The following is a 22,820-nucleotide window of genomic DNA, read 5'->3' on the forward strand; positions in this document are numbered from 1 at the left end:
GCGCTCCCGCGAGAGAAACGCGCTGCTAGTAGTCGGTGTCCTGCGGCTGCGCTGCCTCGACCGTGGCGACAATCGAGTCGAGGAGAGCGGACACCGTCTGGTGCCCGGAGACGATGTCGACGGTCAGGCCGTAGCTCGTGGCATCCTTCGCCGTTCGCGGGCCGATCGCGGCGACGAGCGTCGCATCGGGCAGCTCGCCGAACTGCTGAACGACCTGCTCGGCCACCGAACCACTCGTGACGAGGATCGCGTTGATGCGGCCGGACCTGACGTCGGCGATCACGTTCTCGGCGACCGGTTCACCGATGGTGCGGTACGCGACGACGGATTGCACGTCGTGCCCGGCGGCGGCGAGCCCCTCGCTGAGCAGCGGTTTCGCGATCTCCGATCGAAGGGTGAGGAAGCGCTTGGGTTTCGGTTCGAGCTGCATGAGCTCTGTGACCATTCCGCGCGCGGAGTTGTCCCTGGCCGGAACGAGGTCGACGCGATACCCGACGGCCTGAAGCGCCGCAGCGGTTGTCTCACCGACAGCGGCGACGCGGGTGCGTTCGGGGATCTTCACGCCCTGCGAGTACATCACGTCAACTGTCGTTGCGCTCGTCACGGTGAGCCAGTCAAATTCGCCGTTCGCGAGAGCCGCGAGCGCCCGTGTGAGGTTCTCAGGATCCTCGGTCGGGGCAAAATTGATCATCGGTGCGACAACCGGCGTTGCACCACGGGCGCGCAGGTCGGCTGCAACACTGTCACCCCACGGGCCTCCGCGCGGGACGAGAATGCGCCACCCTTTCAGGGGCTTGGGTGTCTGTACTGCAGGCTTCATCGCGTCCTCAGTCTTGCGTCAGGGGGGCAAGTTGAGCTGCTCCCCCTGCCAGCAACTCGTCGGCAAGAGTGCTGCCGACGAACTCGGCAGTCTCTATGATGCTCGATTGGGCGGGACCGGAGAAATCGTCCGCGTCGCCAGCCGCCGGGTGTCTGGCGTCGAGGTTTCCCGAACCGGTCAGAACAAGCTGGCCAGAACCGTCGGGTGCATAGACGGCACCGAGCAGGGTGATGGCGCTCTCGCTCACCGTCGCGTGCGCACCGATCGGTGCCGCACAACCGGCTTCGAGCCGGAACAGGATGCTGCGCTCGGCGACGGCCGCAGCCTGGGCCGACGTGTCGTGAATGGCCTCGAGCGCCCGGAGAAGGTCGTCGTCGTGTTCTTCGTCGCGAACCTCGATCGCAAGCGCGCCCTGCGCAGGGGCCGTCGGCCACGACTCGAGATCGAAGTACTCGGTCACCTTCTCGGTCCTGCCAAGTCGGCCGAGGCCGGCCGCGGCGAGAACCACGGCGTCGAGCTCGCCGGAGGCGACGAAACCGAGTCGTGTGTCGACGTTGCCCCGGATATCGATGATCGCGAGGTCTGGACGGCGGGCGGCGAGCTGCGCGGCACGTCGCGGCGAACCGGTTCCGACCCGAGCACCCTCCGGCAGGGTGTCGAGGGTGAGTCCGTCACGGGCACACAGGGTGTCCCTGGCATCGGCGCGGGGCGGTACGGCACCGATCCTGAGCCCGTCGTACTTCTGGGTGGGCAGGTCCTTCATCGAGTGCACGACCAGGTCGCACTTACCCGCGAGCAGGAACTCGCGCAGCGCAGACGCAAATACCCCGGTGCCGCCGAGGCTCGAGAGAGACTCCCGCGACACGTCGCCGTGCGTCGTCACGGGCACGAGCTCGGTCGCGACTCCCGTGCGCTCGGTGATTTCCCGCGCGATGTCTCCCGCCTGCGCAAGCGCGAGAGCGCTGCCGCGCGTCCCAATGCGAAGTGTCACGGCTTGAGGCCCGCAACCGCCGGCTTGAAACCGAGCCTCGCATTTTCGCAGCAACCGGGACGACACACGTCGTACCAGGGGCCAAGGTCGGTCATCGCCGGCCGCTCGGCAACCGGCACGCCGTCGCGGCGCTCGAGCACGAGGTCAACGAGGCCGGTGACGTACGCCTTGTGGGTGCCAGGGGTCGGAACCCGCACCGAGTACAGCCCGGCTTCCTGCGCGGATTCCGTGGCCTCGTTGTCGAGGTCCCAGAGGACCTCCATGTGGTCGCTGACAAAACCGAGTGGAACGATGATCACCGCGCGGATGCCCCTCGCCGGCAGTTCAGCGATGGTGTCGTTGATGTCGGGCTCGAGCCACGGCATGCTCGGCGGGCCGGACCGGGACTGGTACACCAGCTGCCAGGCGAGTTCGGCCTCGAGGCCGAGTTCCCGCTTGACCGATTCGATAACCACCTCGGCGACCGCGTTGTGCTGGGCCGCATAGGCGCCGCCCTCGCCGAAGCCGCGTTCGGCAGGACCGGACCTGGCGGCATCCGTCGAAGGAATCGAGTGCGTGGAGAAGAGGATCTCAACCTCTGTGGCGAGGTCGATGCCAGGGTTATCGTTCTGGATCTGCACGAGACCGTCGCGCACTCCGTCGATGAACGGCGTAACAAATCCGGGGTGGTCGAAGAACTGGCGCACCTTATCGATGGCGATGTGCCCGAACAGGCTGGTCTCGTCGAGCGCGATGGCGAAGTCCTCGCGGTATTGCCTGCAGCTCGAGTACGAGGAGTACGCGCTTGTCGCGATAGCGATGAGCTTGGTAAAGCCGCGGTCGTTCGCCTCAACCAGCGCGTCGCGCAGGTACGGGTCCCAGTTGCGGTTGCCCCAGAGGACGGGAAGGTCGATGCCTCGGGATGCCAGCTCGGCCTCGAGTGCTGCCTTCAGCTGTCGGTTCTGGTCATTGATCGGGCTGACGCCGCCAAAGTGACGGTAGTGGTGCGCGACCTCTTCGAGCCGTTCCTCAGGGATGCCCCTGCCACGGGTGACATTGCGCAGGAACGGGATGACGTCGTCCTGTCCCTCAGGGCCGCCGAAACCGGCGAGCAGAATCGCGTCATACGCGACGGGCTCGGTGATGTGCGGCTCGCCGGATGCTGCGGCCGGCGTTGCGCCGAGAACGAGATCGGTCACTGGATTACCTCGGGGATTTCTGCCGTCGAGATGCGACGGCCTGTGTAGAACGGAACTTCCTCACGGACGTGGCGACGGGCATCAGTGGCACGAAGGTCACGCATGAGGTCGACGAGTTCGGTGAGGTCGTCCGATTCGATCGGAAGAATCCACTCGTAGTCGCCGAGGGCAAATGCGGACACCGTGTTTGCGATGGCTCCGCGGAACGCCGCGCCCTTGCGTCCGTGGTCGGCGAGCATCTTGCTGCGCTCGGCGTCCGGCAGCAGGTACCACTCGAAGCTGCGCACGAACGGGTAGACCGTGAGCCAGTTCTTCGCCTCGATGCCACGGAGGAATCCGGGCACGTGGCGCTTGTTGAACTCAGCCTCACGGTGGACGCCCATCGCGTTCCACGTCGGAAGAAGGCCGCGGAGGATGCTGGTGCGGCGCAGTTCGCGCAGCGCCCGCTGGAGCGCATCGGCCGTGTCACCGTGCAGCCAGATCATGATGTCAGCGTCGGCCTTGAGGCCGGAGACGTCATAGAAGCCGCGGACGGTCACGCCGTCGCTCTCGACCCGCTTCACAGCGGAGTCCAACTCGAAGACAGCGTGGTCGCTGAGTGCGATCGGCGCCTGGGGTCGACGCAGAACCGCCCAGAGCGCAAATCCTGTCGGGTTCTCTTCGGGTTCGGAAATGTTGTGGGGCAGGGATGCCTCGGCAGAGGCCGGGTGAGTCATACCTAACATCATCACCCCTTAATCTCTCCGCGCCAAATGAGCGTGAGTTCCGCTGTGCATTGGCTCAACGCTCTTCCCTCCGCGACCGATTCCGGCGCAGCAGGGGATATACGTGATCGAATCCGCTAGCGGTTCGCGATGCCGCGGACGATGGCCCATGCGGCAAGGCCCGCCATGGATGCCACTGCAGCGATTCCGGCATAGATCGCCGTGGGGTTCTCGCGCTGAAGCGTCGCGACCTGCTTCTTCCCCTGCACAACGAGGCGATTGAACTTGCGGGGAACATTGAGCTTGTCTTCGATCGCGTTGAGAGTCGCTACGAGCTCAGCCCGTGCTGCTGCCGGCGATCCTGGGTTCGCTCCTGGGTTAGTAACGGTCATATTCGCCCTCCCCCTTTACCGCACGGATGTCTTTCTTGACGCTCTCGACCGGGTTCGGGTCATCGCCGAGCTTCTTGAAGTACTTGAGCCCGATCAACGCCAGAATCACGGCGATCAGCACGAACACGACAAACACGATGAGCGCACTCAGCCATGCCGGAAGAACCAGCGCGAGCGCCAGAATGGCAACGGCGACAGCTGTGCCGATGGCGAAGAACAGGAAGATCAGCGCGAGCACCATGAAAATGGCGCCCTTACCCGCATAGCTTCCGAGGTGCTTGGCCTTGGTCTTGACCTGCTCGATCTCCGCCTGGATCAGGTTAGTGATCAGGTTGGGGAGGTCAGCGAGCAACTCAAAGAGCGATTCGCGGCTCTTATCGCTGAGATTTCGGTCCGTCATGGTCAGACGCTCCAGGTGCTACTTCGAGGGTGTTCCGGTTGACGGGTTCGACGGCTCGTCGTGCGGGAGGACCCGCTCAGCGACATCGTCGACAGCGTCCTTGGTCTTCGCGATTGTGCGATCGAGCTTCTGGCCGGGGGTGCCTTCACCGCCGACAGCGGTGGATACCTTCTTGACTCCGGCGAACACTGCTCCGGGGACCTCGCTCAGGCGTGCCTTCGCGAAACCCTGCACAACCTCGACCTTGTCCTGAACCACGTCGGTGTTCCAGACCTTCAGCCAGTTCTTCTTGATCTGGTTGTACCGCTCGCGGCCCGCACGGGATCCGAGCACGTATCCAGTGGCAATTCCTGCCACAAAAACCAGCTTGCCCCTCATGGGTAACTCCGTTCGATCGGCCGTCAGTGGCTCAAGCGTAGTACCTATGACGGGTTCTCGTCCGGGCTGGTGTCGTTTATGCCTGTTCTGGTATGCGGATCGACCACAACACCGTCCGCGAGATAGCTTGCGGCGACGAGGTGACGAATCCGCGCTGAGGCCGCAAGCGCATCCGGGATTACGGAGGCAAGCCCCGTTCCCGAGAGCCAGCCGCCCGTCACATCGAGATCCCCGATCGCCACAGCGGCGTCGCGGAGCCGTTCGGCGCGTTCCCGCTGTCCGATGGCCGCTCCTGGTAGGGTCCCGACCCACGCGGTTCGGGTGAATCCGACCACCTGCGAGGCGTCGAGGGGCACGCCGAGAATCTCGGACGCGTCAGCGACGGCGAGTGCGAGAAGCTCATCGTCATCGAGCCCCAGCGTCGGGTTGGCCTGGCCAAGCCTTCCGTAGGAAAGCCGGACGACGTGACGGTGCGGATGCTCACGACTTGCCTCGTCGTCGAGCCACTGCCACTTGGCCGTCGAGTGCGTCAAAGCCTTGGCCGTGATCGGACGTCCGGCTGGCTTCGAGCCTTCTTCTCGGTCGGCAATGAGCACGCCGGTACCACGGGGCTTGACGTCGAGGGATGCGGCATCGACAACGAGCGTCGCGAGTTCGACGGTCGGCGTCTGGATCGGCTGCTCTGCGGCGAGTTCCGCCGAGAGCGGTGCGAGCAGCCGGAGCGCTTCGGCTTCCGGTGTTGCGACGATGACGTAGTCGGCCTCGATGGTGGTCTCGTCATCGAGGATGGCTCGCCAGGTTGTCGGCTGCGCGCTGGCCGCTGCCTCGGCACCGTCGACCGACGCGTCCGGTCGCTGCAGCTCGGTGACTGTCCTGCCGAGGAGCACCGTCGCCTCGCGGCGCGTGAGTTCGGCGAGCATCGCCTCAACCAGCGTGTACATGCCGCCGGCGAGGCCTTCGACGTTTGATCCGGCCGGGGCCGCGGCCCTGAGCAGTGCGACAGCGCCCGAGAGCGAGCCGGCCGTGGTCAGCGCCTTATTGAGGCCGGGCGCGGCACGCGTCACGTCGAGGTCGGCCGGATCTGCCGAGTACACGCCCCGGGTCACCGGAGCGACGAGTGAGTCGAGAACGGCCTTACCCATGCGCCGCTCGACCAGGTCGCCGAGGTTGTGCTCGCGGCCGATCGTGAGCACAGGGCGGATCCGGTCGAGGTAGGCGCGGATCGCTCCGCTCCACCCGATGACCCGGCGCACGTCATCGGCGAGCGGGTTCGACGGGATGCCGAGAAGGCCGGCCTTCGGGAGGGGCGCGCTGACGCCGTTCGGCAGCCGCACCCAGGCACCGGCCGAAGCCGGGGTGACAACCGCGTCAGCGAGGCCGAGCTCGTCGACGAGCTTCCGCACCGTGCCTTGCCGTGTTGCGTAGCTCTCCGCGCCTGTGTCGACACGGATGCCGGCGACGGTTTCGGTCGCGACGGAACCACCGGCCCGTTCGGCGGCCTCAACGAGCGTGACACGGATGCCTACGCGAGCGCAGTCGAGCGCCGCGACGAGCCCGGCGATGCCACCGCCGATGACGAGAACGTGGCGCGGCTCGATCACTGTGCGTGCACGAATTCGACGAGCCGGGTGAGCACGGCGGGGTCGGTCTCCGGCGGCACGCCGTGACCGAGGTTCAGGACGTGGGATGGCGCCGTCTTGCCGCGATCGAGGACGTCGAGCACGTGCGCCTCGAGCACCGGCCACGGTGCCGCGAGGAGCGCAGGGTCGATGTTGCCCTGAACGGGAACGAGCCCGCCGAGTCGGCGCGACGCCTCATCGAGCGGGACGCGGTAGTCAACGCCGACCACGTCAGCGCCGATGTCGTGCATGGCCTTGAGCAGTTCGCCGGTCCCAACACCGAAATGGACGATCGGCACCGTGCGAACGTCGCGGGAATCCGCCTCGCCGGCGACCGTATAGCTGAGGTCACGCACGTGTTCGAGAGCGCGAGCGGATGCCGGCGCAACGTAACGCACGTAATCATCGAGCGAGAGCGCACCGGCCCACGAATCGAACAGTTGCGCTGCCGACGCGCCCGCGAGCACCTGGGCACGGAGGAAACGGCCGGTGACCTCGGCAACCCACTCCATCAGGCGTGCCCATGCTTCGGGTTCCGCGTGCATCAGTGTGCGGGCGTGGATATGGTCCTTCGACGGGCCACCCTCGACGAGGTAGGCCGCGAGCGTGAACGGTGCTCCTGCGAAGCCGATCAGCGGGGTTTCTCCGAGCTGGGCGACGGTGAGCGCAACAGCATCACGGACCGGCGCGAGTGTCTCGTCGAGCACAGACGGATCGTGCGCGATGAGTTCGTCGACATCGGCGGCGGTGCGGACGGCCTTGCCGAGCACAGGTCCCTTGCCGGGAACGATGTCGACCTCGACACCGACCTGCTTGAGCGGGACGACGATGTCGCTGAAGAAGATGCCGGCGTCGACACCGTGGCGGCGCACGGGCTGCAGGGTGATCTCGCTCGCGAGTTCGGGGTTGAGGCACGCGTCGAGCATTGCGGTCCCGACGCGCAGGTCGCGGTACTCGGGCAGCGACCGGCCTGCCTGCCGCATGAACCAGACGGGTGTGGTCTCGGGGCGCTCACCCCGGTAGGCGGTGATCAACCGTGACGAGGGGGTCAGTCCTGCTTCAAGCGGGTGGTTCTGAGAAAGCTGCACCAGACAATCCTCTCAAATGAAGCGCTCGTTCGAGACTTTTGCACAAATGCTCACGGCCGCACCACTACCCTCGACACGGAGCAGCTCCAGCACAGATCCAGCAGACGAGACAGAGAGACGGGTACCGCGGGGTGGAGACAGTCGAGGAACGCAGGACTGGCCTGCGGACGCATGCACTCACGGCTCGAGTGAAGCGACGAGAAATCCGCGCGTTCTATCGGGCGTTTGCCGTACAGCATCCGTCAGTCCGCAACCCCGTCGAGGCCGCACGGCGCATCATGCTGCCGCTCGGCGCCCTCTCCATTCCGATCGGGCTGCTCGCCCTGTCCTTCGGGATCGGCGAGGAGATCGAGGAGGCCAATCCCGACATGGTGAGTGAGCTCGTCGCGCAGTTCGCCATCCTCGGGTTGTTTCTTTATGCCGGGGTACTGCTCTGCTGGGCAAGTTTTCGGCACCGGGCGCAGCGCGGAAGCCCCGAGCGGCACTACCGCCTCGCGCAGTTCGGGTTCGAGAACGGAATGGCCTACCTCCCCGGCCCTCTTCCCGGCACTCACCTGACGCCGTGGAAAGAGCGGGGGCAGCTCATGCTCACGCGCGTGATGCGACCGGTCTCTCCGCGAGCGGTCGAGTTCGCGAACTACGTCCTCACCACGGAGACCAGCGGCAGCCGCAACTCCGGCTTCGGCGGCATCGTCTCACTGAAGCTTCCGAACAGCCTTCCCCACATCCTGCTGGTGGCGAAGAATGACCGCCGCGTCCTGCCTTACGCGGTACCCGCACGGGCGCAGGTGCTCTCACTCGAGGGCAATTTCGACGATCACTTCACGCTGTACTGCCCACAGGGCTATGAGCAGGACGCCCTCTACCTGTTCACCCCCGACGTCATGGCCGAACTGATCGACCGGGTGAACAGCTTCGACGTTGAGATCATCGACGACTGGCTCTTCCTCGAGTCGAGCCGCGACGTGGTCACCCTGGATCCCGGGACGTGGCACACCGTCGTCACCGCGACGGCCGCCATCACCGCGAAGATCGACCGCTGGGCACAGTGGCGCGACGACCGGCTGTCAGCGGGACCTCTCCCCCGGGGCGACGCGCGAGCGACGATGCTGCCGGGCGGAAAACCAGTGGCTCCACGCGGCCGTCGACTGAAAATGGTCGCCGGCAACGGCGCAATCCTGACCGGTATTTTCGTCGCCGCCTACGTTGCCGCGGTTGTCATCGCCAATAGTGTCCTCTGACCCTGGCCTTCATCGCCGTGGTGATCCCGAACTCGTTCCACTGGAGCGGCTTGCACAACAACCGTACGGATTCAACACCCAGAATCCAGCGGTACTCTTAAGCGGTGCTCATGTGTCTGACGGCGAGTCACAAAAACGCCTCCTTCGATCTGCTCGAGCGACTCTCAACGGGTTCCGAGAGCGTCGGCCGACGCATCACCGAACACTCGGAGTGCGTCGCCGGCGCCATTGTCATCGCCACCTGCAACCGGTTCGAGGCGTACATCGATCTCGATGAGCCGGTCACCGCCGGTGCCCAGGTCGCACTTCAGGCTGCGACGGATGCCGTCAGTGCGGCCACAGGAATCCCCACGGACACGCTGCACCAGACCTGGCAAACGCACACGGACGAAGAAGCTGCCCGCCACCTGTTCGCCGTTTCTGCCGGGCTCGAATCCGTCGTTGTCGGCGAGGGTGAGATCGCCGGTCAGGTGCGCCGGTCGCTGCAGCTCGCCCGCGAATCAGGGACGACCACGAGCGACCTTGAACGGCTCTTTCAGCGCGCCTCCCAAACCTCACGCGGCGTCAAGAACAACACACCGCTCGGCCGCGCAGGTCGCTCGATCGTGCGGCTCGGCCTCGATCTCGCCGAGAGCCGCATCACCGACTGGTCAGCGGTCAGGGTTCTGCTCATCGGAACCGGCGCATACGCTGGCGCCAGCCTCGCCGCACTGCGCGACCGCGGCGTCACCGACGTCGCCGTGTACTCGCCGTCAGGTCGCGCGGCGAAGTTCGCCGCCGGCCATGACATCCGGGCCGTCGACGCTGATATGTTCCCGCGGGAGGCCGCAGAGGCGACCATCATCGTGACGTGCACAACGGCATCCGGCTTTGTGGTCGATGCCGAGGTCATTGCGGCAGGGCGTCGCGACCTCGAGGCGGCACTGCCCGCCTTCCCGTTCGACGGCACGCCCGGCTGCCCCGTCGACCACTCTGCCGGCCAGCTCGTCATCGACCTCGGCCTGCCGCGCAATGTGGACCCTGACGTCGCTACCCTCGCCGGTGTCGACCTGCTCGACCTTGAGACCATCCGCATCCACGCCCCACTCGAAGAACTTCAGGCCACAGATCACGCACGGCAGATCGTCAACAAGGCAGCGCGCAAGTTCGCCTCCGTAACCGACGAGCAGAGCCTTGCGCCCGCTGTCGTTGCTCTCCGGTCTCGCGCATCTGAAGTGCTCGAGCAGGAGATCGCCCGGGCAGCTCCCCGCGATTCCGACGGGAGCGTGGAACGCGCGCTCCGCCACATGATGGGCCGGCTCCTGCACACGCCGACGGTACGAGCGCGGGACCACGCCAGGGCCGGCGACCACGACCGTTACGTCGACGCGCTCGACACCCTGTTCGGCATCACGCTCGACGAGGAAGCGGCATCCGCCCCGGATCTTCCCGCGCCGACCGCCGAAACCGCGGATATTACCCGGGCGCGCGGGGCTGCACCCCACCTCGACGACGACCTCGAGCTGGACGCAGAAGCCTCCTAGACCAGCAGGCCGCGGGCATCCCCTGCGCGAAGAAGCCCGCTTGCACGAAGAAGCCCGCCCCACGAATTCGTGGAGCGGGCTTCTCTCATCTCCGGCGGATGCCGGATCAGGACGTGCTAGCCATACATGTACGGGTCGCTGTTCAGCAGCGCGATGAACGTGATGATCGCGATGATGTAGCCGATAGTGGCGAGTGCGCCGATCACGATTCCGACGATGGCGAGGACCTTGCCCTGCTCGCCGGTCTTCTTGATCTGGTTGAGCGAGATGAATCCGAGAACGATCGAGATGATCGAGAACCCGAGAACCGAGCTCACCAGGGTGATGATCGACAGAACATTCCACTTCGCCGACTGGCCCTGCGGAGCTCCGTACTGGCCCTGCGGAGCTCCGTACTGGGCCTGCGGGGCTGAGTACTGCGGCGCCTGCTGGCCGTAAGGCTGATTGGAGCCAGCGTTGGGCACTGGCGGGGTGTTGCTGTAATTGTCGTTCGACATGGTGCTCCTTCGTAAGCCGGATTACAGACTGGCAGCCTGCTGAATGAGAGTCAATTACACGCGCCGCTCGCCCTATGGGGAGAAGTCCCCCCTTTCGCGGCACTTCGGAGAGTACGACAACGGCCGCCACTGCAGCAGAGGCGGCCGTTTGTCACGACGGGAACGACAGGGGTCAGGCGCCCTTGAGCCGCTCCGCGAGGTAGATGTAGAGCTCGTCGATCGGCACGCGCTCCTGGGCCATCGTGTCGCGATCGCGAACCGTCACCGCGTTGTCCTCGAGCGAGTCGAAGTCGACGGTGATGCAGAACGGGGTTCCGATCTCGTCCTGGCGGCGGTAGCGGCGGCCAATGGCGCCGGCGTCGTCGAAGTCGATGTTCCACGATTCGCGGAGGTCTGCCGCGACCTTGCGCGCGAGCGGCGAGAGGGCCTCGTTGCGGCTGAGCGGAAGCACGGCCACCTTCACCGGCGCGAGGCGCGGGTCGAGCTTGAGCACTGTGCGCTTGTCGGTGCCGCCCTTCGCGTTAGGCACTTCCTCCTCGTGGTACGCGTCGACGAGGAACGCCATGAGCGAGCGGGTAAGCCCCGCCGCTGGCTCGATGACGTACGGCACCCAGCGCTCGTTCTTACCCTGGTCGAAGAACGAGAGGTCCTTGCCCGAGTGCTCGGCATGGGTGGTGAGGTCGAAGTCGGTGCGGTTCGCAACGCCCTCGAGCTCGCCCCAGTCGCCGCCGGTGAAGCCGAACTTGTACTCGATGTCGACGGTGCGCTTCGAGTAGTGCGAGAGCTTCTCCGCCGGGTGCTCGAACAGGCGCAGGTTGTCGGGGTTGATGCCGAGGTCCGTGTACCAGTTGAAGCGGTAGTCGATCCAGTACTGGTGCCACTCTTCGTCCGTGCCCGGCTCGACGAAGAACTCGAGTTCCATCTGCTCGAACTCGCGGGTACGGAAGATGAAGTTTCCCGGAGTGATCTCGTTGCGGAAGCTCTTGCCGATCTGGCCGACACCGAACGGCGGCTTGACGCGCGCGGCCTGGAGGACGTTGGCAAAGTTGACGAAGATGCCCTGGGCCGTCTCTGGGCGCAGGTAGTGCATCCCTGACTCATCCTCGACCGGGCCGAGGTACGTCTTGAGCATCATGTTGAAGTCGCGTGGCGGGGTCCACTCACCGCGGGTGCCACAGTTCGGGCACGCGATCTCGAGCATGCCGGTCTCGGGCGCACGGCCCTTCTTCTCCTCGAATGCCTCGAGGAGGTGGTCTTCACGGAACCGCTTGTGGCAGTGCAGGCACTCGACGAGCGGGTCGGTGAAGACGCCGACGTGGCCGGATGCTTCCCAGACCTTCTTGGGGAGGATGACGCTGGAGTCGAGGCCGACAACGTCGTCTCGACGGGTGACCATGTACTTCCACCACTGGCGCTTGATGTTCTCTTTGAGCTCGACGCCGAGGGGCCCGTAGTCCCAGGCGGATCGCGATCCTCCGTAGATCTCACCGGCCTGGAAGACGAATCCGCGGTGGCGGGCGAGGGCGATGACTGAGTCGAGACGGCTGGATGCGGCCACTGTGGCTCCTGATGCGAAAGGGGTACCGTGCCGGCTGCACGGACCATTCAAGCTTAGCCGCGCCTGTCTGGGCCCCCGGCCAGAGCGCACGTCCGTGCAACGTCACCGTCGCAGGATCGCGCAGCATCCGTTCACCCGGCACAAATGCCAACAACCGCGACGGAAACCCGACACGTGCGACGGATGACGGTGCGAACCGCGTGCGGACCTCCGTTCATCCGGCGCAAATGCCGACAAACGCGACGAAAACCCGACACGTGCGACGGATGACGGCGCGAACCGGCTGCGAACCTCCGTTCACCCGGCGCAAATGCCAAGAAACGTCGCACACACCAGGCATCCGCGACGGATGACGGACCAGAGTCGGAAGCCCGCCCGAGCGCACAGGCGGCGTCCGTAGACTTGCCGCATGCCCACACCCCGCGCCCAGGAGTTTCGAACGCGCGAGCGAGTGACGGTGGTCGCCGAGAGCGGCCTCCACACCGGACCGTCGTTCATCCTGCTGCACGGGATCGGCATGGGCAGGCGATACTGGGGCACCCTCACCGACACGCTCGGCGCCCATGGCCGGGTGTACGCACTCGACCTCCCGGGATTCGGCGATGCACCCGAACCGGAAGCCCCGCTCACCATGGCGCAATCGGGCGACCTCATCGCCGAACTCGTCGAACGCATGCGGCTCGAGCGGGTCGTGCTCGTCGGCCACTCCATGGGTTCGCAGGTCGCCGCCGAAGCTGCCGCGCGGCATCCGGATCTCTTCGAATCGCTCGTGCTCATCAGCCCGACGGTGAACCCCGATGAACGTCGGGTCTCGACCCAGGCCAGGCGACTCGCGCAGGACCTGTGGGGTGCAAAGCGGCGGGTGCTCGGGTTCGGGGTGGTGTATTACCTCAAGGCCGGGCCGCGCTGGTACACCAGGACGCTCCGGATGATGATGCGGCACGAGGTCGAGAAGATCATGCCGCAGATCCGCGCGAACACGCTGATTGTCCGCGGCAGCGACGACAGGTTGTGCCCCCGCAGCTGGGTTGACCGCATCGTGGCGGCCATCCCGCGCTCGCGCTACGTGGAGGTGCCGGGAACAGGACACGAGGTGATGATGACGAACGGCAAAACCGTCGGCGCGCTCATCGTCCGTCACGCGGAAGGGCGAGTGTGAATCTTCTCGAGAAGGCTGGGATCTGGGCTGTCGACTATGTCGACGCCGCTCAACTGCACATGCGTGCCATTGCAGGGGGCTGGCGTGTGCCGGAACACTACGCGCACGGTGAGCCGGGCAAACCGACCGTCGTGCTCATCCCCGGTGTCTACGAGCGCTGGAACTTCCTCAAGCCCATCGCCGATCGCCTGTGGGAAGACGGCTACCCGATCAGTATCGTGCACGGACTCGGCTACAACCTCCGGCCGATCATCGACACCTCCGACCGGCTGGCCGCCGCGCTCTCGCGGGTACGGGCAAACCCGGCGGGACGCATCATCGTCGCGCACAGCAAGGGCGGACTCGTCGGCAAGCACCTCATGCTGACCCACCGCGAGAGCCTCGGTATCCGTGGGCTGGTCGCCGTTTGCACCCCGTTCGCCGGCTCGCGTTATGCCAAATACGTGCTCGGCCAGACCCTGCGCGCGTTCTCCCCGACCGACGACACGATCGTGCTGCTCGGCCGTGACTCGAGCGTCAACTCCGAGATCGTCTCCATCTTCGGCCCGTTCGACCCGCACGTGCCCGACGGCAGTGTGCTCGTCGGTGCGACCAACGTTCAGGTCCCGGTGAGCGGCCACTTCCGCATCCTGCACGCGCCGGACACCATCGATGCGGCAGCGGATGCCGTGGGGTTGCTGGCAAGCCGACCGCCGGGCCACGGCGATGATCCGGTTGCGAGCGCCGATGACGCGTCCGGTTTCGATGACCGCACAACCGTTATCGACGACAGCCCTTCCTCCGACGCAGCTCCGGCCTCCGTCTCGACACCGACCAATGCCCACGCCGGCGCACCGCCCCTCGCTCAGGAGCACCCCGACATTCTCGTGTCAGCTGTCGCTCTCGTGCGCGACCGCCGCGTGCTCATGGTGCGCGCACGCGGCCGTGATGTGCTGTACATGCCCGGCGGAAAGATCGACGATGGCGAGACCGCCATGGATGCTGCGGTGCGCGAAGCGCGCGAAGAGGTCGCGGTCGGCCTGGTTCCCGGCACCGTGCACCAGCTCTTCACTGTTGTGACCCAGGCGCACGGCGAACCCGACGGCAGGCAGGTGCGCATGGTCGTGTTTTCGGGTGAGCCTGACGCCGAACCGCGACCGAGTGCCGAGGTCAGCGAGGTGCACTGGGTGACAACGGCAGACGCATACCGCTGCCCGCCGGCCGGCACCGAAGTGCTCAAGCAGCTCGCCGCACTCGACCTGATCGACTAGCGGCTCTCAACCGTGGCGCGGTTGTTCACCATCTGAATCTGCTGTTCCTTGACCAGCGGGTAATCGGCGAGCTCGTCTGAATCGAGGTCTTCGTTGTGCATGTCGACCGCGGTGACCTGGCTGTTCTCGTAGGTCGTGTAGTAGTAGATCCCCTTGTCGGTGTTGCAGCACGAGGAATAGATCGTGATCTCGAACTTCCCAGGGGACACCTCGACACATCCTCTTTGCTGCGCGACGGAGCCGAGGATCTGGAAGAACTGGCTGATCGATTCCGACTCGGAGTCCCCGGAAACCGAGTTCATCTTCGTGAACACGGCCTTCACAAAGCGTGAAGCGGATGACAGATCTCCGGGAAGGCCGATGGCGCCCATTCCGCGGCTGTAGACGTCGAACTCGAGTTCATCCGAGAAGAGCGGTGTCGGCGGATTCTTCGACAGGTGCATGAAGTTGTTGAGGTTGAAGGACTGGATATCGAAAGTGGGGTTGTTGGTGAGGACCCCGACCGGGTTGTCGTAGACCTTGAGTCCCTCGCGCACGCTCTCCACGGTGATGGAGGTCTCTCTGTCCGAGATGATCCAGTGCAACGGCGACAGCGGGAATGACTCACTGAAGTTGATCTTCACGAGGTTCAGCGTTTCGAGAGCGGTCCTCACCTCGGCGACGGTCTCGAACTGTCCCAGCACCCACGGGATGAATTCAAACGGCGTGATGTTCGTCTTGCCTTCAGCCTCCGGCTTGTAGTCGGCGTTCTCCGGGAAGTTGAGCCCGGCCATGCTGAGCCCTTTTTCGTTGGTCGCGTCGTAGTACAGGGGATATCCGTCGGCGATGGTTGCCATCCCGATAATGGCGTGGTGGGTCTGGAGGGTGTCCTCCTTGCGAAACTCGAACGCAAAGTTCCTCGGCGTGACGGTCACCGTCTCGTTGTAGGAGAACTCCAGGTCAAGATTGCGACCGAAGTAGTGATCCCGCGTGGTGTAGTTCGCTCCCGTGCACATACGACTTGCCTCCGTTACGACGATGTCCAACCCGCTTGGTGGCGCGAGGTTGGATCAGTGAGGCGAGGCTAGACCGGGAATAGAAACGGCAATGAGTGCCAAAGGTCCTGTACGCGGGACCTTTGGCACGGCTCGACTCGACTAGCTGGCCGGGCCGGGCCGGGTTCGCGCGGCGTCGCCCAGCTCCTCGAAGAGCGTGACCTGCAGCCCCGCAGGCGCATCGAGGCGCGAGTTGAGGGAGTTCCACGGCGTCACCGTCGGCGGCGCCACCAGCTCAGCGCCGTGCTCGGTGAGGTACGCTGTCTGCTCGTCGGCATCCGTCACCTCGAAGGCAACACGCAGCCGCGGCGCGACCTGCCTGCCGACTTCAACCTCGTCGATCATGCGCTTCTGGGCGGGGTTCGCGAGTTCGAGGGTGGCGCGACCGGCGTCAAGGATCATCACCCTCGCGTCGCCGTCGCCCTCGAATGCTGCCTCCTCCGGGAGGCCGAGTGCGTCCCGGTAGAACGCAACGGCCGCGTCGAAGTCCTCGGCTTCGACGACGAGTCTCATCTGCAGGACTTTGCCCATGGTGTCTCCTCCGGTGTCGTGCAGGGTGTAACCGCGGGGCGGGGCGCACTCTTCCCGCCGGTCGCTACCGCTGATCGGAGCTACGGCCCGGCCACAGGTCGGCCTCGAGGCCCTGCTCAAGCCTGGCCACCGTGTACAGATCGGGCCACGTCCGCCCCTGCAGGATCGCCTGGATCGTGCTGTGGTCCACCCCGGCAACCTCTGCGGCCGCGCGGAGACTCCGATTGCCGATGGCTGCGCGAAGGTTCAGGGCGAACTGTCGTGCGACCTCGCCGACCGGATCAGCGGATCGCGAATCGGGCCACCCCTCGGCCAGTTCTCTCGGTGATGGTCGCGACGGTCGAGGCATATGTCGAGGGTAGATGACGCTCGATTCATCCGCACTCGAACTAGTGCACGTACTCCACGAGGTCGAGCCCGATGGTGTGCATCGCATCGAGCACGGCGAGCCGCGGCGGGAGGCCAGAGTCGGTGAACGACGCTGACACCGCGTAAGCGACACCAGCCCGCGGGCCGCGCACGGCTCCGACGTCGGTGCGCACACCGACATCCGTGCCCGTCTTGTTGAAGATGTGAATGCCGTGATCGCCGCCACGATGGGCCAGCGGGTCGAGGCCGAACGCCGACGCGACCATCGAGAGGTCGGTGTTGAGCGAGAGCCAGCTGGCCACCCGCTGGCTCGTCGCCTGGTCGACGACCTCGCCGCGGGCAAGCGCGGAGAACAACCAGGTGAGCTCCTTCATGGAGCCAACGGAGAGGTGGGGCGCGTCGTCAGGTCCGCGGCTGTCGCGCACCTTGTCGAGGAGGGCGAGTCGCTTGAGGCCGATCGACTCGGCTCGGTGTCGCACAGCGTCGAGGCCGACGAGGCGAAGGAGCACGTTCGTGGCGAGGTTGTCGCTCGTCGCGGCGACGAGTGCAGCGAGGTCGGCGACCGGGAATGACGGCGCCTGGAGGTGCTGCCACAGGCCCGAGTCTCCGACCGAGTCGTCTGATTCACGGTCGAGAATGGTCAGCGCTGCGAAATCGTCGTCGGAGAGCCTGGCCGCGACATCGATGAGCAGCAGGACTTTGCCGATCGATGCGGTCGGCATGACGACATAGTCGTCGACGCTCAGGAGCTCAGCACCGCTCGCGAGGTCTGTGACCCGAGCCGATACCTGGACACCGTTCCTGGCGAGGTAACCGAGCGCCTTGAAGCTGCGCGTGAACGTGTCGCTCGGCTCTGCCGAGCTGTGCTTCGCCCGCCGACGATCCCGCGCGCGCAGCCTGTCATGAGACTTCGGCGCTTGGGGGGTCGGCGGTACCACGGTTCTCCATCACAAGGGTCGACGCATCCGTGACCACTCTCTCCCTGGGCCGCGGACAGTGCATCGACGTCGATATCGGTCGAGTACTGCAATGCAACCCGCCTGACGGGCGGCTCGACCGCTTCAACGGTACCTCAATTGCATCGTCGGTGACGGAAAAACTGACCCTCTCCCGTCAGGCCAACCCACCGCGAGAGCACCACTTCCGGTCGAGAACATCGCGCGGAACTGATGTGCTCGACCGGAACTGATGGTTTCGGTGACGGATGCCGTGGGCTGGCGGGCGTGCTGGGCGCGCAGCTACCAGATCGTGACGCGGTCACCCTCGTCGAGCCACAGCGCGTCAGACGGCGTCACACCGAACGTCTCGTAGAACTCGTCGATGTTGCGCACGATCTGGTTGCAGCGGAACTCGTTCGGGGAGTGCGGGTCGATGGCGAGCAGGCGGATCGCCTCAGCGTCGCGGCTCTTCTGCTGCCAGGCCTGCGCCCAGGAGAGGAAGAACCGCTCAGCACCGGTCAGCCCATCGATCACCGGGGGCTCCTGGCCGCCGAGCGAGAGCAGGTACGCCTTCCACGCGATCGACAGGCCACCGAGGTCGCCGATGTTCTCACCGATGGTGAGCGCACCGTTGACGTGGTGGTCGGGAATCTGCGCGGGCGCGAGCGCATTGAACTGCTCGATGAGGGATGCCGTCCGCGATTCGAACGCGGATCGATCCTCCTCGGTCCACCAGTCGGTGAGCCGGCCGTCACCGTCGTACTTCGAGCCCTGGTCGTCGAAGCCGTGCCCGATCTCGTGGCCGATAACCGCACCGATCGCGCCGTAGTTGGCCGCGGCATCCCGCTTCTCGTCGAAGAACGGGTACTGCAGGATGGCCGCGGGGAACACGATCTCGTTGAAACCCGGGTTGTAGTACGCGTTGATCGTCTGCGGGGTCATGAACCACTCGTCGCGGTCGAGCGGCTTGCCGATCTTGCCGAGTTCGCGGTTGAACTCGAACTCGCTCGCCCTGCGCACGTTGCCGAGCAGGTCGCGCTTGTCGACGGTGAGTGTGGAGTAGTCGCGCCACTTCACCGGGAACCCGATCTTCGGAGTGAACTTGTCGAGCTTCTCGAGTGCACGGGCACGGGTGGCCTCGCTCATCCAGTCGAGGGTCGAGATCGACTCGCGGTACGCCTCGACGAGGTAGTCGACGAGCACGTCCATCTGCTCCTTGGCCTGCGGCGGGAAGAATCGCTCGACGTAGATCTTGCCGACCGCCTCACCCATGACGCCCTCGACCAGCGAGACGCCGCGCTTCCAGCGTTCGCGAAGCTCGGGCGTGCCGGAGAGGGTACGGCCGTAGAAGTCGAAGTTCTCGTCGACGAACTCGCCGGACAGGTACGGCGCCGCGCCATGGACGACCTTCCAGGCGAGCCAGTCCTTCCACGCCTCGAGGCGCGAGGGAACCAGGAGCGGCGCGAGCTCCTCGAAGAAGCTGGGTTCGCGAACCACGACCTCGTCGAGCGCGTGCTCGGGAGCGCCGAGCGCGGTGCGCCAAATCTCGAGGATGCCGGCGGCCGAGCGTGCGACGTCACGTTCGTCGCTGACGTCGACGGCGACCCCCGCGAACAGGGCAGCGGCATCCGCCCACGAATACAGGTTGTAGGTCGCCTCGCTGTCGCGGGTGCGCACGTTGTCCCAGTGCGCGGCCGCGATGGCGGTCTCAAGCTCGAAGACCCGCTGCGCACGCACGTCGGCTGCGGTGAACTCGTCACCATCGGCGATGCCGTCAGCGGCGAGCTGGAACATGCGCTGGACGTGGGCGAGGTAGGCCTCGCGCACCGAGGCGAAGGAGTCCTCGCGGTAATAGCTCTCGTCTGGCAGCGAGATGCCGCCCTGCTCGATGAGCACGAGGTAACGCTCGGGGTTGCCCGGGTCGTTGTCGACGTAGAGCTGGAAGAAGCCACTGACACCAACGCGTTCAAATGCGGCAACAGCCGACACGAACTCCTCGATCGTCTCGATGGAGTCGATCGAGGCGAGCTGCTGGGCGATCGGCGCTGCACCGAGCGCCTCGATGAGTTCGTCGTCCATGAAGCTCGCGTAGAGGTCGCCAACCTTGCGCTGCTCGACGGCCGTCTCGCCCGTCGTCTCGGTGGCGCCCTGCGCCTCGAGGATGATGTCCTTCACCGCTTTCTCGGCCTCTTCGGCGAGCTGGTGGAATGACCCCCAGCGGGCCTTGTCCGCCGGAATCTCGGTGCGGTCGAGCCACTTGCCGTTGACGTGGCGGTAGAGGTCGTCCTGCGGACGCACCTCCGGGTCGAGTTCGTCGAGTGCGATGCCGGAGTGGAGCGCTGCGTCAGTCATGGTTCCACCCTAGTTCCGCTGCCCGCCGTTCAGACAGGAATGGGTGCTCTCGCGACTGCGGATGCCGTCGGCCGGCGCTGCGCATTCCCACCGGTTCAGGATGCGGCAGTCTCCACCGCGAACGTGCGGGCGAATCCGACGACGAGTTCCCGGTAGGTGAGCTCGTGGTCGCGGTCGTTCTCCTGCGCGCTCGAGTGCCACCGTTCGCAGAGTGCGATGATCGCCTCAACGATCGTCGTGGCATCCCACCGCGTCGTCACCCGGCCGGCGTCCTGCAGGCCGGCCACCACCGAAATCGGAGTACGGCCATTCGCGCGGGTTCCCATCAGGCGGAAGAACTCGTCCTCACGTTCGAGCCGCGCCCAGATCATCGTGCGGGTGCTGTCGGGGTTCTGCGTGACGTAGTCAAACACCGCTGTCGCGAATGCGGTCAGGTCGGCGGGTGAACCGATCGCAGTGACGAGGTCGTCTGCGGCATCCTCAACGACAGCATCGAACAGGCCCTGCTTGTCCGTGTAATACGCGTAGATGCGCTGCACATTCGCGCCCGCCAGTTTCGCAATGCGGTCGACCCGCGCGCCAGCGAGGCCGTGTGCCGCAAACTCACTCCGCGCGGCGTCGAGAATGACAGCTTTGGTGCGAACGGATGCCACGGTCATGCCATCATAATAGAGCTAAAAGCAAATACTTATTTGGAAAAGGTTATCCCTGTGACACTTCCGTCCGAAGCCCCGCTCTCCAACAAACGCCGCTGGTGGGTGCTCGCCATCGTTGCGCTCACCCAGCTGGTGGTCGTCCTCGACGGAACCATCGTCAACATCGCCCTCCCAGAAGCGCAGGCCGACCTTGGCCTCACCGACGTCGAACGCCAGTGGGTCGTCACCGCCTACGCCCTCGCGTTCGGCGCCCTGCTCCTTCTGGGCGGCCGCATTGCCGACTACTGGGGACGCAAGCGCTCGTTCATCGTCGGCATGATCGGGTTCGGCATCGCCAGCGCATACGGCGGGCTGATCGGCACGGGAATCGAGCTGATCGTCGCGCGTGGGCTGCAGGGCGCGTTCGCGGCCCTCATGGCGCCGGCCGCACTCGCCATCCTCACCACAACCTTCCCGTCCGGCCGCGAGCGCAACACGGCGTTCGCCGTCTTCGGCTCGATCGGTGGCGCGGGAGCTGCCGTCGGCCTCGTTCTCGGCGGAGTGCTCACCGAGTTCTTCAGCTGGCGCTGGTGCCTGCTCGTCAACGTCCCGGTGGTTCTCATCGCGATCGTCGCGGCGATCTACCTCCTCCGCGAGAGCAAGGCCGACGGCGACAACAAATACGACTTCCTCGGCACCGTGCTCGTCGCACTGGGTCTTGGCTCGCTCGTCTACGGCTTCACACTCGCCGAACAGGGCTGGGATTCACTCGGGGCCTGGGCGTGCCTTGCTGCGGGCGTCGTGCTGATGGCGCTGTTCTTCTACTCTCAGTCGAGGGTCGCGCAGCCGTTGCTCCCGCTCCGCGTCATCGCGAACCGGGTCCGTGGGGGTTCTCTGCTGCTTCAGATGGTGTCGGGCAGCGTCATGATCGGCATGATGCTCTACCTGACATTCCACCTCCAGATCGTGCTCGGGTTCTCACCGCTTCTCGCCGGGCTCGCGTCGCTGCCGATGACCATCGTGATCAGCATCGTCGCCCCGATCGCCACCAAGCTGCTGCCGAGGATCGGCCCCAAGCCCCTCATGGTTGTCGGACCACTCATCGCCGCCGCGGGAATGCTCTGGCTGAGCCGACTCTCCGTGACGGGTAACTACTGGACCGAGATCGTGCCAGGGGTTGTTCTGCTCGGCGTCGGAATGGCCATGCTCTTCGTGCCGATGCAGAACCTTGCCCTGCTCGGCGTCGAACCCCACGATGCCGGTGCGGCGAGCGCGGCCAACACTGCCGCGATGCAGATTGGCGGATCGATCGGACTCGGCATCTACACGGCGCTGTACACGGCGGGCAGTGCGACTGGCACGGGCTTCGAGGCCTTTGTCTCGGGATACTCCGCGGTATTCATCGGCACAGCGGTTGCGCTCGTGATCGGCTCGATCATCGCCGCCACGTTCATCCGCGGGTCGAAGGAAGACCTCATGCCGATGGGCGACAAGGCGGAGAACGCACTCCACGTGGGCTAAGTGGCTGTGGCTGCGGCCAGGACGCGCCCACGAGAAAAGCGGGAGGGGTTCGCCCCTCCCGCTTTTCTGTGCCGTCGTCTCGATTTTGTCGGCGCGATTAGTCGTCGCCGTCGGGGTCGTCGTAGTCAGGACCGTCGCGATCCAGCGTGCCGATCGGCACACCCTCACCGTTGAGGAAGGCCAGTTCGTCGTCATCGTCCGGCTCAACGACGGCTGTAGCTGCTGTGCTCAGCCAGGTGTTGACGCCTGCGCACTGAACCAGGGTCGTGGCCAGTTCGGAGAACACGATCGCCTCTTCTTCGATCGTCCAGGTCCCGGCGAGGTCGTTGCATCCGTCGCTGCCGGTCACGGTTCCGTCCTGGGCAAATTCGAGGTACGGGTCGTCGGCGTCGTCAGGGTCGCCCCACGTACCGACAACAAATTCTTCGGTGAGGGTGGGTATGCGACCGCTGTCCTTCGGGCTCCCGGTATCCCGAGTGCCGCCGCCGGCACCGCCGTCGCGCGGCGGTGCTCCGTTGTCCGGGCCCCCTCCGCACCCCGTCAATGCGAGCGCGAGCGCAAAGACCCCGACGATCGCAGAGATGCCCCTGCTGTTGTGAGTCTGGTTGATCATGACACCCCTCCAATGGCCAGTGCGCGGGC

The 22,820-nt window shown here is 65.6% G+C and carries 23 protein-coding genes; 5 read left to right on the forward strand and 18 right to left on the reverse strand.

Annotated features, from left to right (window positions below):
* Window positions 1–25: 25 nt before the first annotated feature.
* The 9 genes from AC1C2N_RS05145 to hemE form a co-directional block, all read right to left on the reverse strand.
* On the reverse strand, window positions 26–820 hold the full coding sequence (locus tag AC1C2N_RS05145; protein WP_483406639.1) for a uroporphyrinogen-III synthase: 795 nt from the start codon (window positions 818–820) through the stop codon (window positions 26–28).
* Window positions 821–827: 7 nt separating this feature from the next.
* Window positions 828–1,811 (reverse strand): hydroxymethylbilane synthase, encoded by a 984-nt coding sequence (gene hemC, locus AC1C2N_RS05150; protein WP_495433133.1) that lies wholly within the window; start codon window positions 1,809–1,811, stop codon window positions 828–830.
* Window positions 1,808–2,989 carry a ferrochelatase gene (locus tag AC1C2N_RS05155; protein WP_495433135.1) on the reverse strand — a complete coding sequence of 394 codons (1,182 nt, stop codon included), beginning with the start codon at window positions 2,987–2,989 and terminating at the stop codon, window positions 1,808–1,810. Before AC1C2N_RS05155 ends, hemC begins: the two co-directional genes overlap by 4 nt.
* Window positions 2,986–3,705, reverse strand: coding sequence for a hydrogen peroxide-dependent heme synthase (hemQ, locus tag AC1C2N_RS05160; RefSeq protein WP_483406636.1), 720 nt, complete (start codon window positions 3,703–3,705; stop codon window positions 2,986–2,988). Before hemQ ends, AC1C2N_RS05155 begins: the two co-directional genes overlap by 4 nt.
* Window positions 3,706–3,830: 125 nt before the next feature.
* Entirely contained in the window at window positions 3,831–4,085 is a 255-nt protein-coding gene (locus tag AC1C2N_RS05165) for a hypothetical protein (protein ID WP_495433136.1), read from the reverse strand.
* Complete coding sequence (locus AC1C2N_RS05170; protein ID WP_108389865.1) at window positions 4,072–4,485, reverse strand: phage holin family protein; 414 nt, start codon at window positions 4,483–4,485, stop codon at window positions 4,072–4,074. The genes AC1C2N_RS05165 and AC1C2N_RS05170 overlap by 14 nt, the downstream gene beginning before the upstream one ends.
* Before the next feature lie 18 nt (window positions 4,486–4,503).
* Window positions 4,504–4,863, reverse strand: a complete 360-nt coding sequence (locus AC1C2N_RS05175) for a hypothetical protein (RefSeq protein ID WP_108389864.1) — start codon at window positions 4,861–4,863, stop codon at window positions 4,504–4,506.
* A gap of 44 nt (window positions 4,864–4,907) precedes the next feature.
* Complete coding sequence (gene hemG, locus AC1C2N_RS05180) at window positions 4,908–6,464, reverse strand: protoporphyrinogen oxidase (RefSeq protein ID WP_495433138.1); 1,557 nt, start codon at window positions 6,462–6,464, stop codon at window positions 4,908–4,910.
* Window positions 6,461–7,570 (reverse strand): uroporphyrinogen decarboxylase, encoded by a 1,110-nt coding sequence (gene hemE, locus AC1C2N_RS05185; RefSeq protein WP_483406633.1) that lies wholly within the window; start codon window positions 7,568–7,570, stop codon window positions 6,461–6,463. Before hemE ends, hemG begins: the two co-directional genes overlap by 4 nt.
* A gap of 188 nt (window positions 7,571–7,758) precedes the next feature.
* Between hemE and AC1C2N_RS05190 the strand changes: the two genes are divergently transcribed.
* Window positions 7,759–8,811 carry a hypothetical protein gene (locus AC1C2N_RS05190; protein ID WP_495433140.1) on the forward strand — a complete coding sequence of 351 codons (1,053 nt, stop codon included), beginning with the start codon at window positions 7,759–7,761 and terminating at the stop codon, window positions 8,809–8,811.
* Window positions 8,812–8,915: 104 nt separating this feature from the next.
* Entirely contained in the window at window positions 8,916–10,334 is a 1,419-nt protein-coding gene (locus AC1C2N_RS05195) for a glutamyl-tRNA reductase (protein WP_495433141.1), read from the forward strand.
* Between the two features lie 116 nt (window positions 10,335–10,450).
* Here AC1C2N_RS05195 and AC1C2N_RS05200 read toward each other — a convergent pair whose 3' ends face one another.
* Together AC1C2N_RS05200 and AC1C2N_RS05205 are read right to left on the reverse strand one after the other, a co-directional pair.
* Window positions 10,451–10,831: a DUF4190 domain-containing protein gene (locus AC1C2N_RS05200; protein WP_495433142.1), complete on the reverse strand. Its 381-nt coding sequence runs from the start codon at window positions 10,829–10,831 to the stop codon at window positions 10,451–10,453.
* Window positions 10,832–11,003: 172 nt separating this feature from the next.
* Window positions 11,004–12,389, reverse strand: coding sequence for a glycine--tRNA ligase (locus AC1C2N_RS05205; protein WP_495433143.1), 1,386 nt, complete (start codon window positions 12,387–12,389; stop codon window positions 11,004–11,006).
* A 409-nt stretch (window positions 12,390–12,798) separates the two neighbouring features.
* Between AC1C2N_RS05205 and AC1C2N_RS05210 the strand changes: the two genes are divergently transcribed.
* Together AC1C2N_RS05210 and AC1C2N_RS05215 are read left to right on the forward strand one after the other, a co-directional pair.
* Entirely contained in the window at window positions 12,799–13,548 is a 750-nt protein-coding gene (locus AC1C2N_RS05210; RefSeq protein ID WP_483406628.1) for an alpha/beta fold hydrolase, read from the forward strand.
* Window positions 13,545–14,798, forward strand: coding sequence for an NUDIX domain-containing protein (locus AC1C2N_RS05215; RefSeq protein WP_483406627.1), 1,254 nt, complete (start codon window positions 13,545–13,547; stop codon window positions 14,796–14,798). The genes AC1C2N_RS05210 and AC1C2N_RS05215 overlap by 4 nt, the downstream gene beginning before the upstream one ends.
* On the opposite strand, the gene bsh is transcribed toward AC1C2N_RS05215, so the two are convergent.
* The 6 genes from bsh to AC1C2N_RS05245 form a co-directional block, all read right to left on the reverse strand.
* Window positions 14,795–15,793, reverse strand: coding sequence for a choloylglycine hydrolase (bsh, locus tag AC1C2N_RS05220; RefSeq protein WP_483406626.1), 999 nt, complete (start codon window positions 15,791–15,793; stop codon window positions 14,795–14,797). The genes AC1C2N_RS05215 and bsh overlap by 4 nt on opposite strands.
* Window positions 15,794–15,934: 141 nt before the next feature.
* Complete coding sequence (locus AC1C2N_RS05225) at window positions 15,935–16,363, reverse strand: VOC family protein (protein ID WP_495433144.1); 429 nt, start codon at window positions 16,361–16,363, stop codon at window positions 15,935–15,937.
* Between the two features lie 64 nt (window positions 16,364–16,427).
* A complete protein-coding gene (locus tag AC1C2N_RS05230; protein WP_495433145.1) occupies window positions 16,428–16,712 on the reverse strand; it encodes a helix-turn-helix domain-containing protein in 285 nt (94 codons plus the stop codon).
* A 40-nt stretch (window positions 16,713–16,752) separates the two neighbouring features.
* On the reverse strand, window positions 16,753–17,670 hold the full coding sequence (locus AC1C2N_RS05235; protein WP_483406623.1) for a serine hydrolase: 918 nt from the start codon (window positions 17,668–17,670) through the stop codon (window positions 16,753–16,755).
* A gap of 300 nt (window positions 17,671–17,970) precedes the next feature.
* Window positions 17,971–20,022, reverse strand: coding sequence for a M13 family metallopeptidase (locus AC1C2N_RS05240; RefSeq protein ID WP_495433146.1), 2,052 nt, complete (start codon window positions 20,020–20,022; stop codon window positions 17,971–17,973).
* A gap of 95 nt (window positions 20,023–20,117) precedes the next feature.
* A complete protein-coding gene (locus tag AC1C2N_RS05245; RefSeq protein WP_495433147.1) occupies window positions 20,118–20,681 on the reverse strand; it encodes a TetR/AcrR family transcriptional regulator in 564 nt (187 codons plus the stop codon).
* Between the two features lie 51 nt (window positions 20,682–20,732).
* Between AC1C2N_RS05245 and AC1C2N_RS05250 the strand changes: the two genes are divergently transcribed.
* Window positions 20,733–22,178 (forward strand): MFS transporter, encoded by a 1,446-nt coding sequence (locus tag AC1C2N_RS05250; RefSeq protein WP_495433149.1) that lies wholly within the window; start codon window positions 20,733–20,735, stop codon window positions 22,176–22,178.
* A gap of 97 nt (window positions 22,179–22,275) precedes the next feature.
* Here AC1C2N_RS05250 and AC1C2N_RS05255 read toward each other — a convergent pair whose 3' ends face one another.
* A complete protein-coding gene (locus tag AC1C2N_RS05255; protein WP_495433151.1) occupies window positions 22,276–22,791 on the reverse strand; it encodes an META domain-containing protein in 516 nt (171 codons plus the stop codon).
* Window positions 22,792–22,820 lie beyond the last annotated feature (29 nt).

It is taken from the genome of Mycetocola sp. Y791, assembly GCF_059445325.1.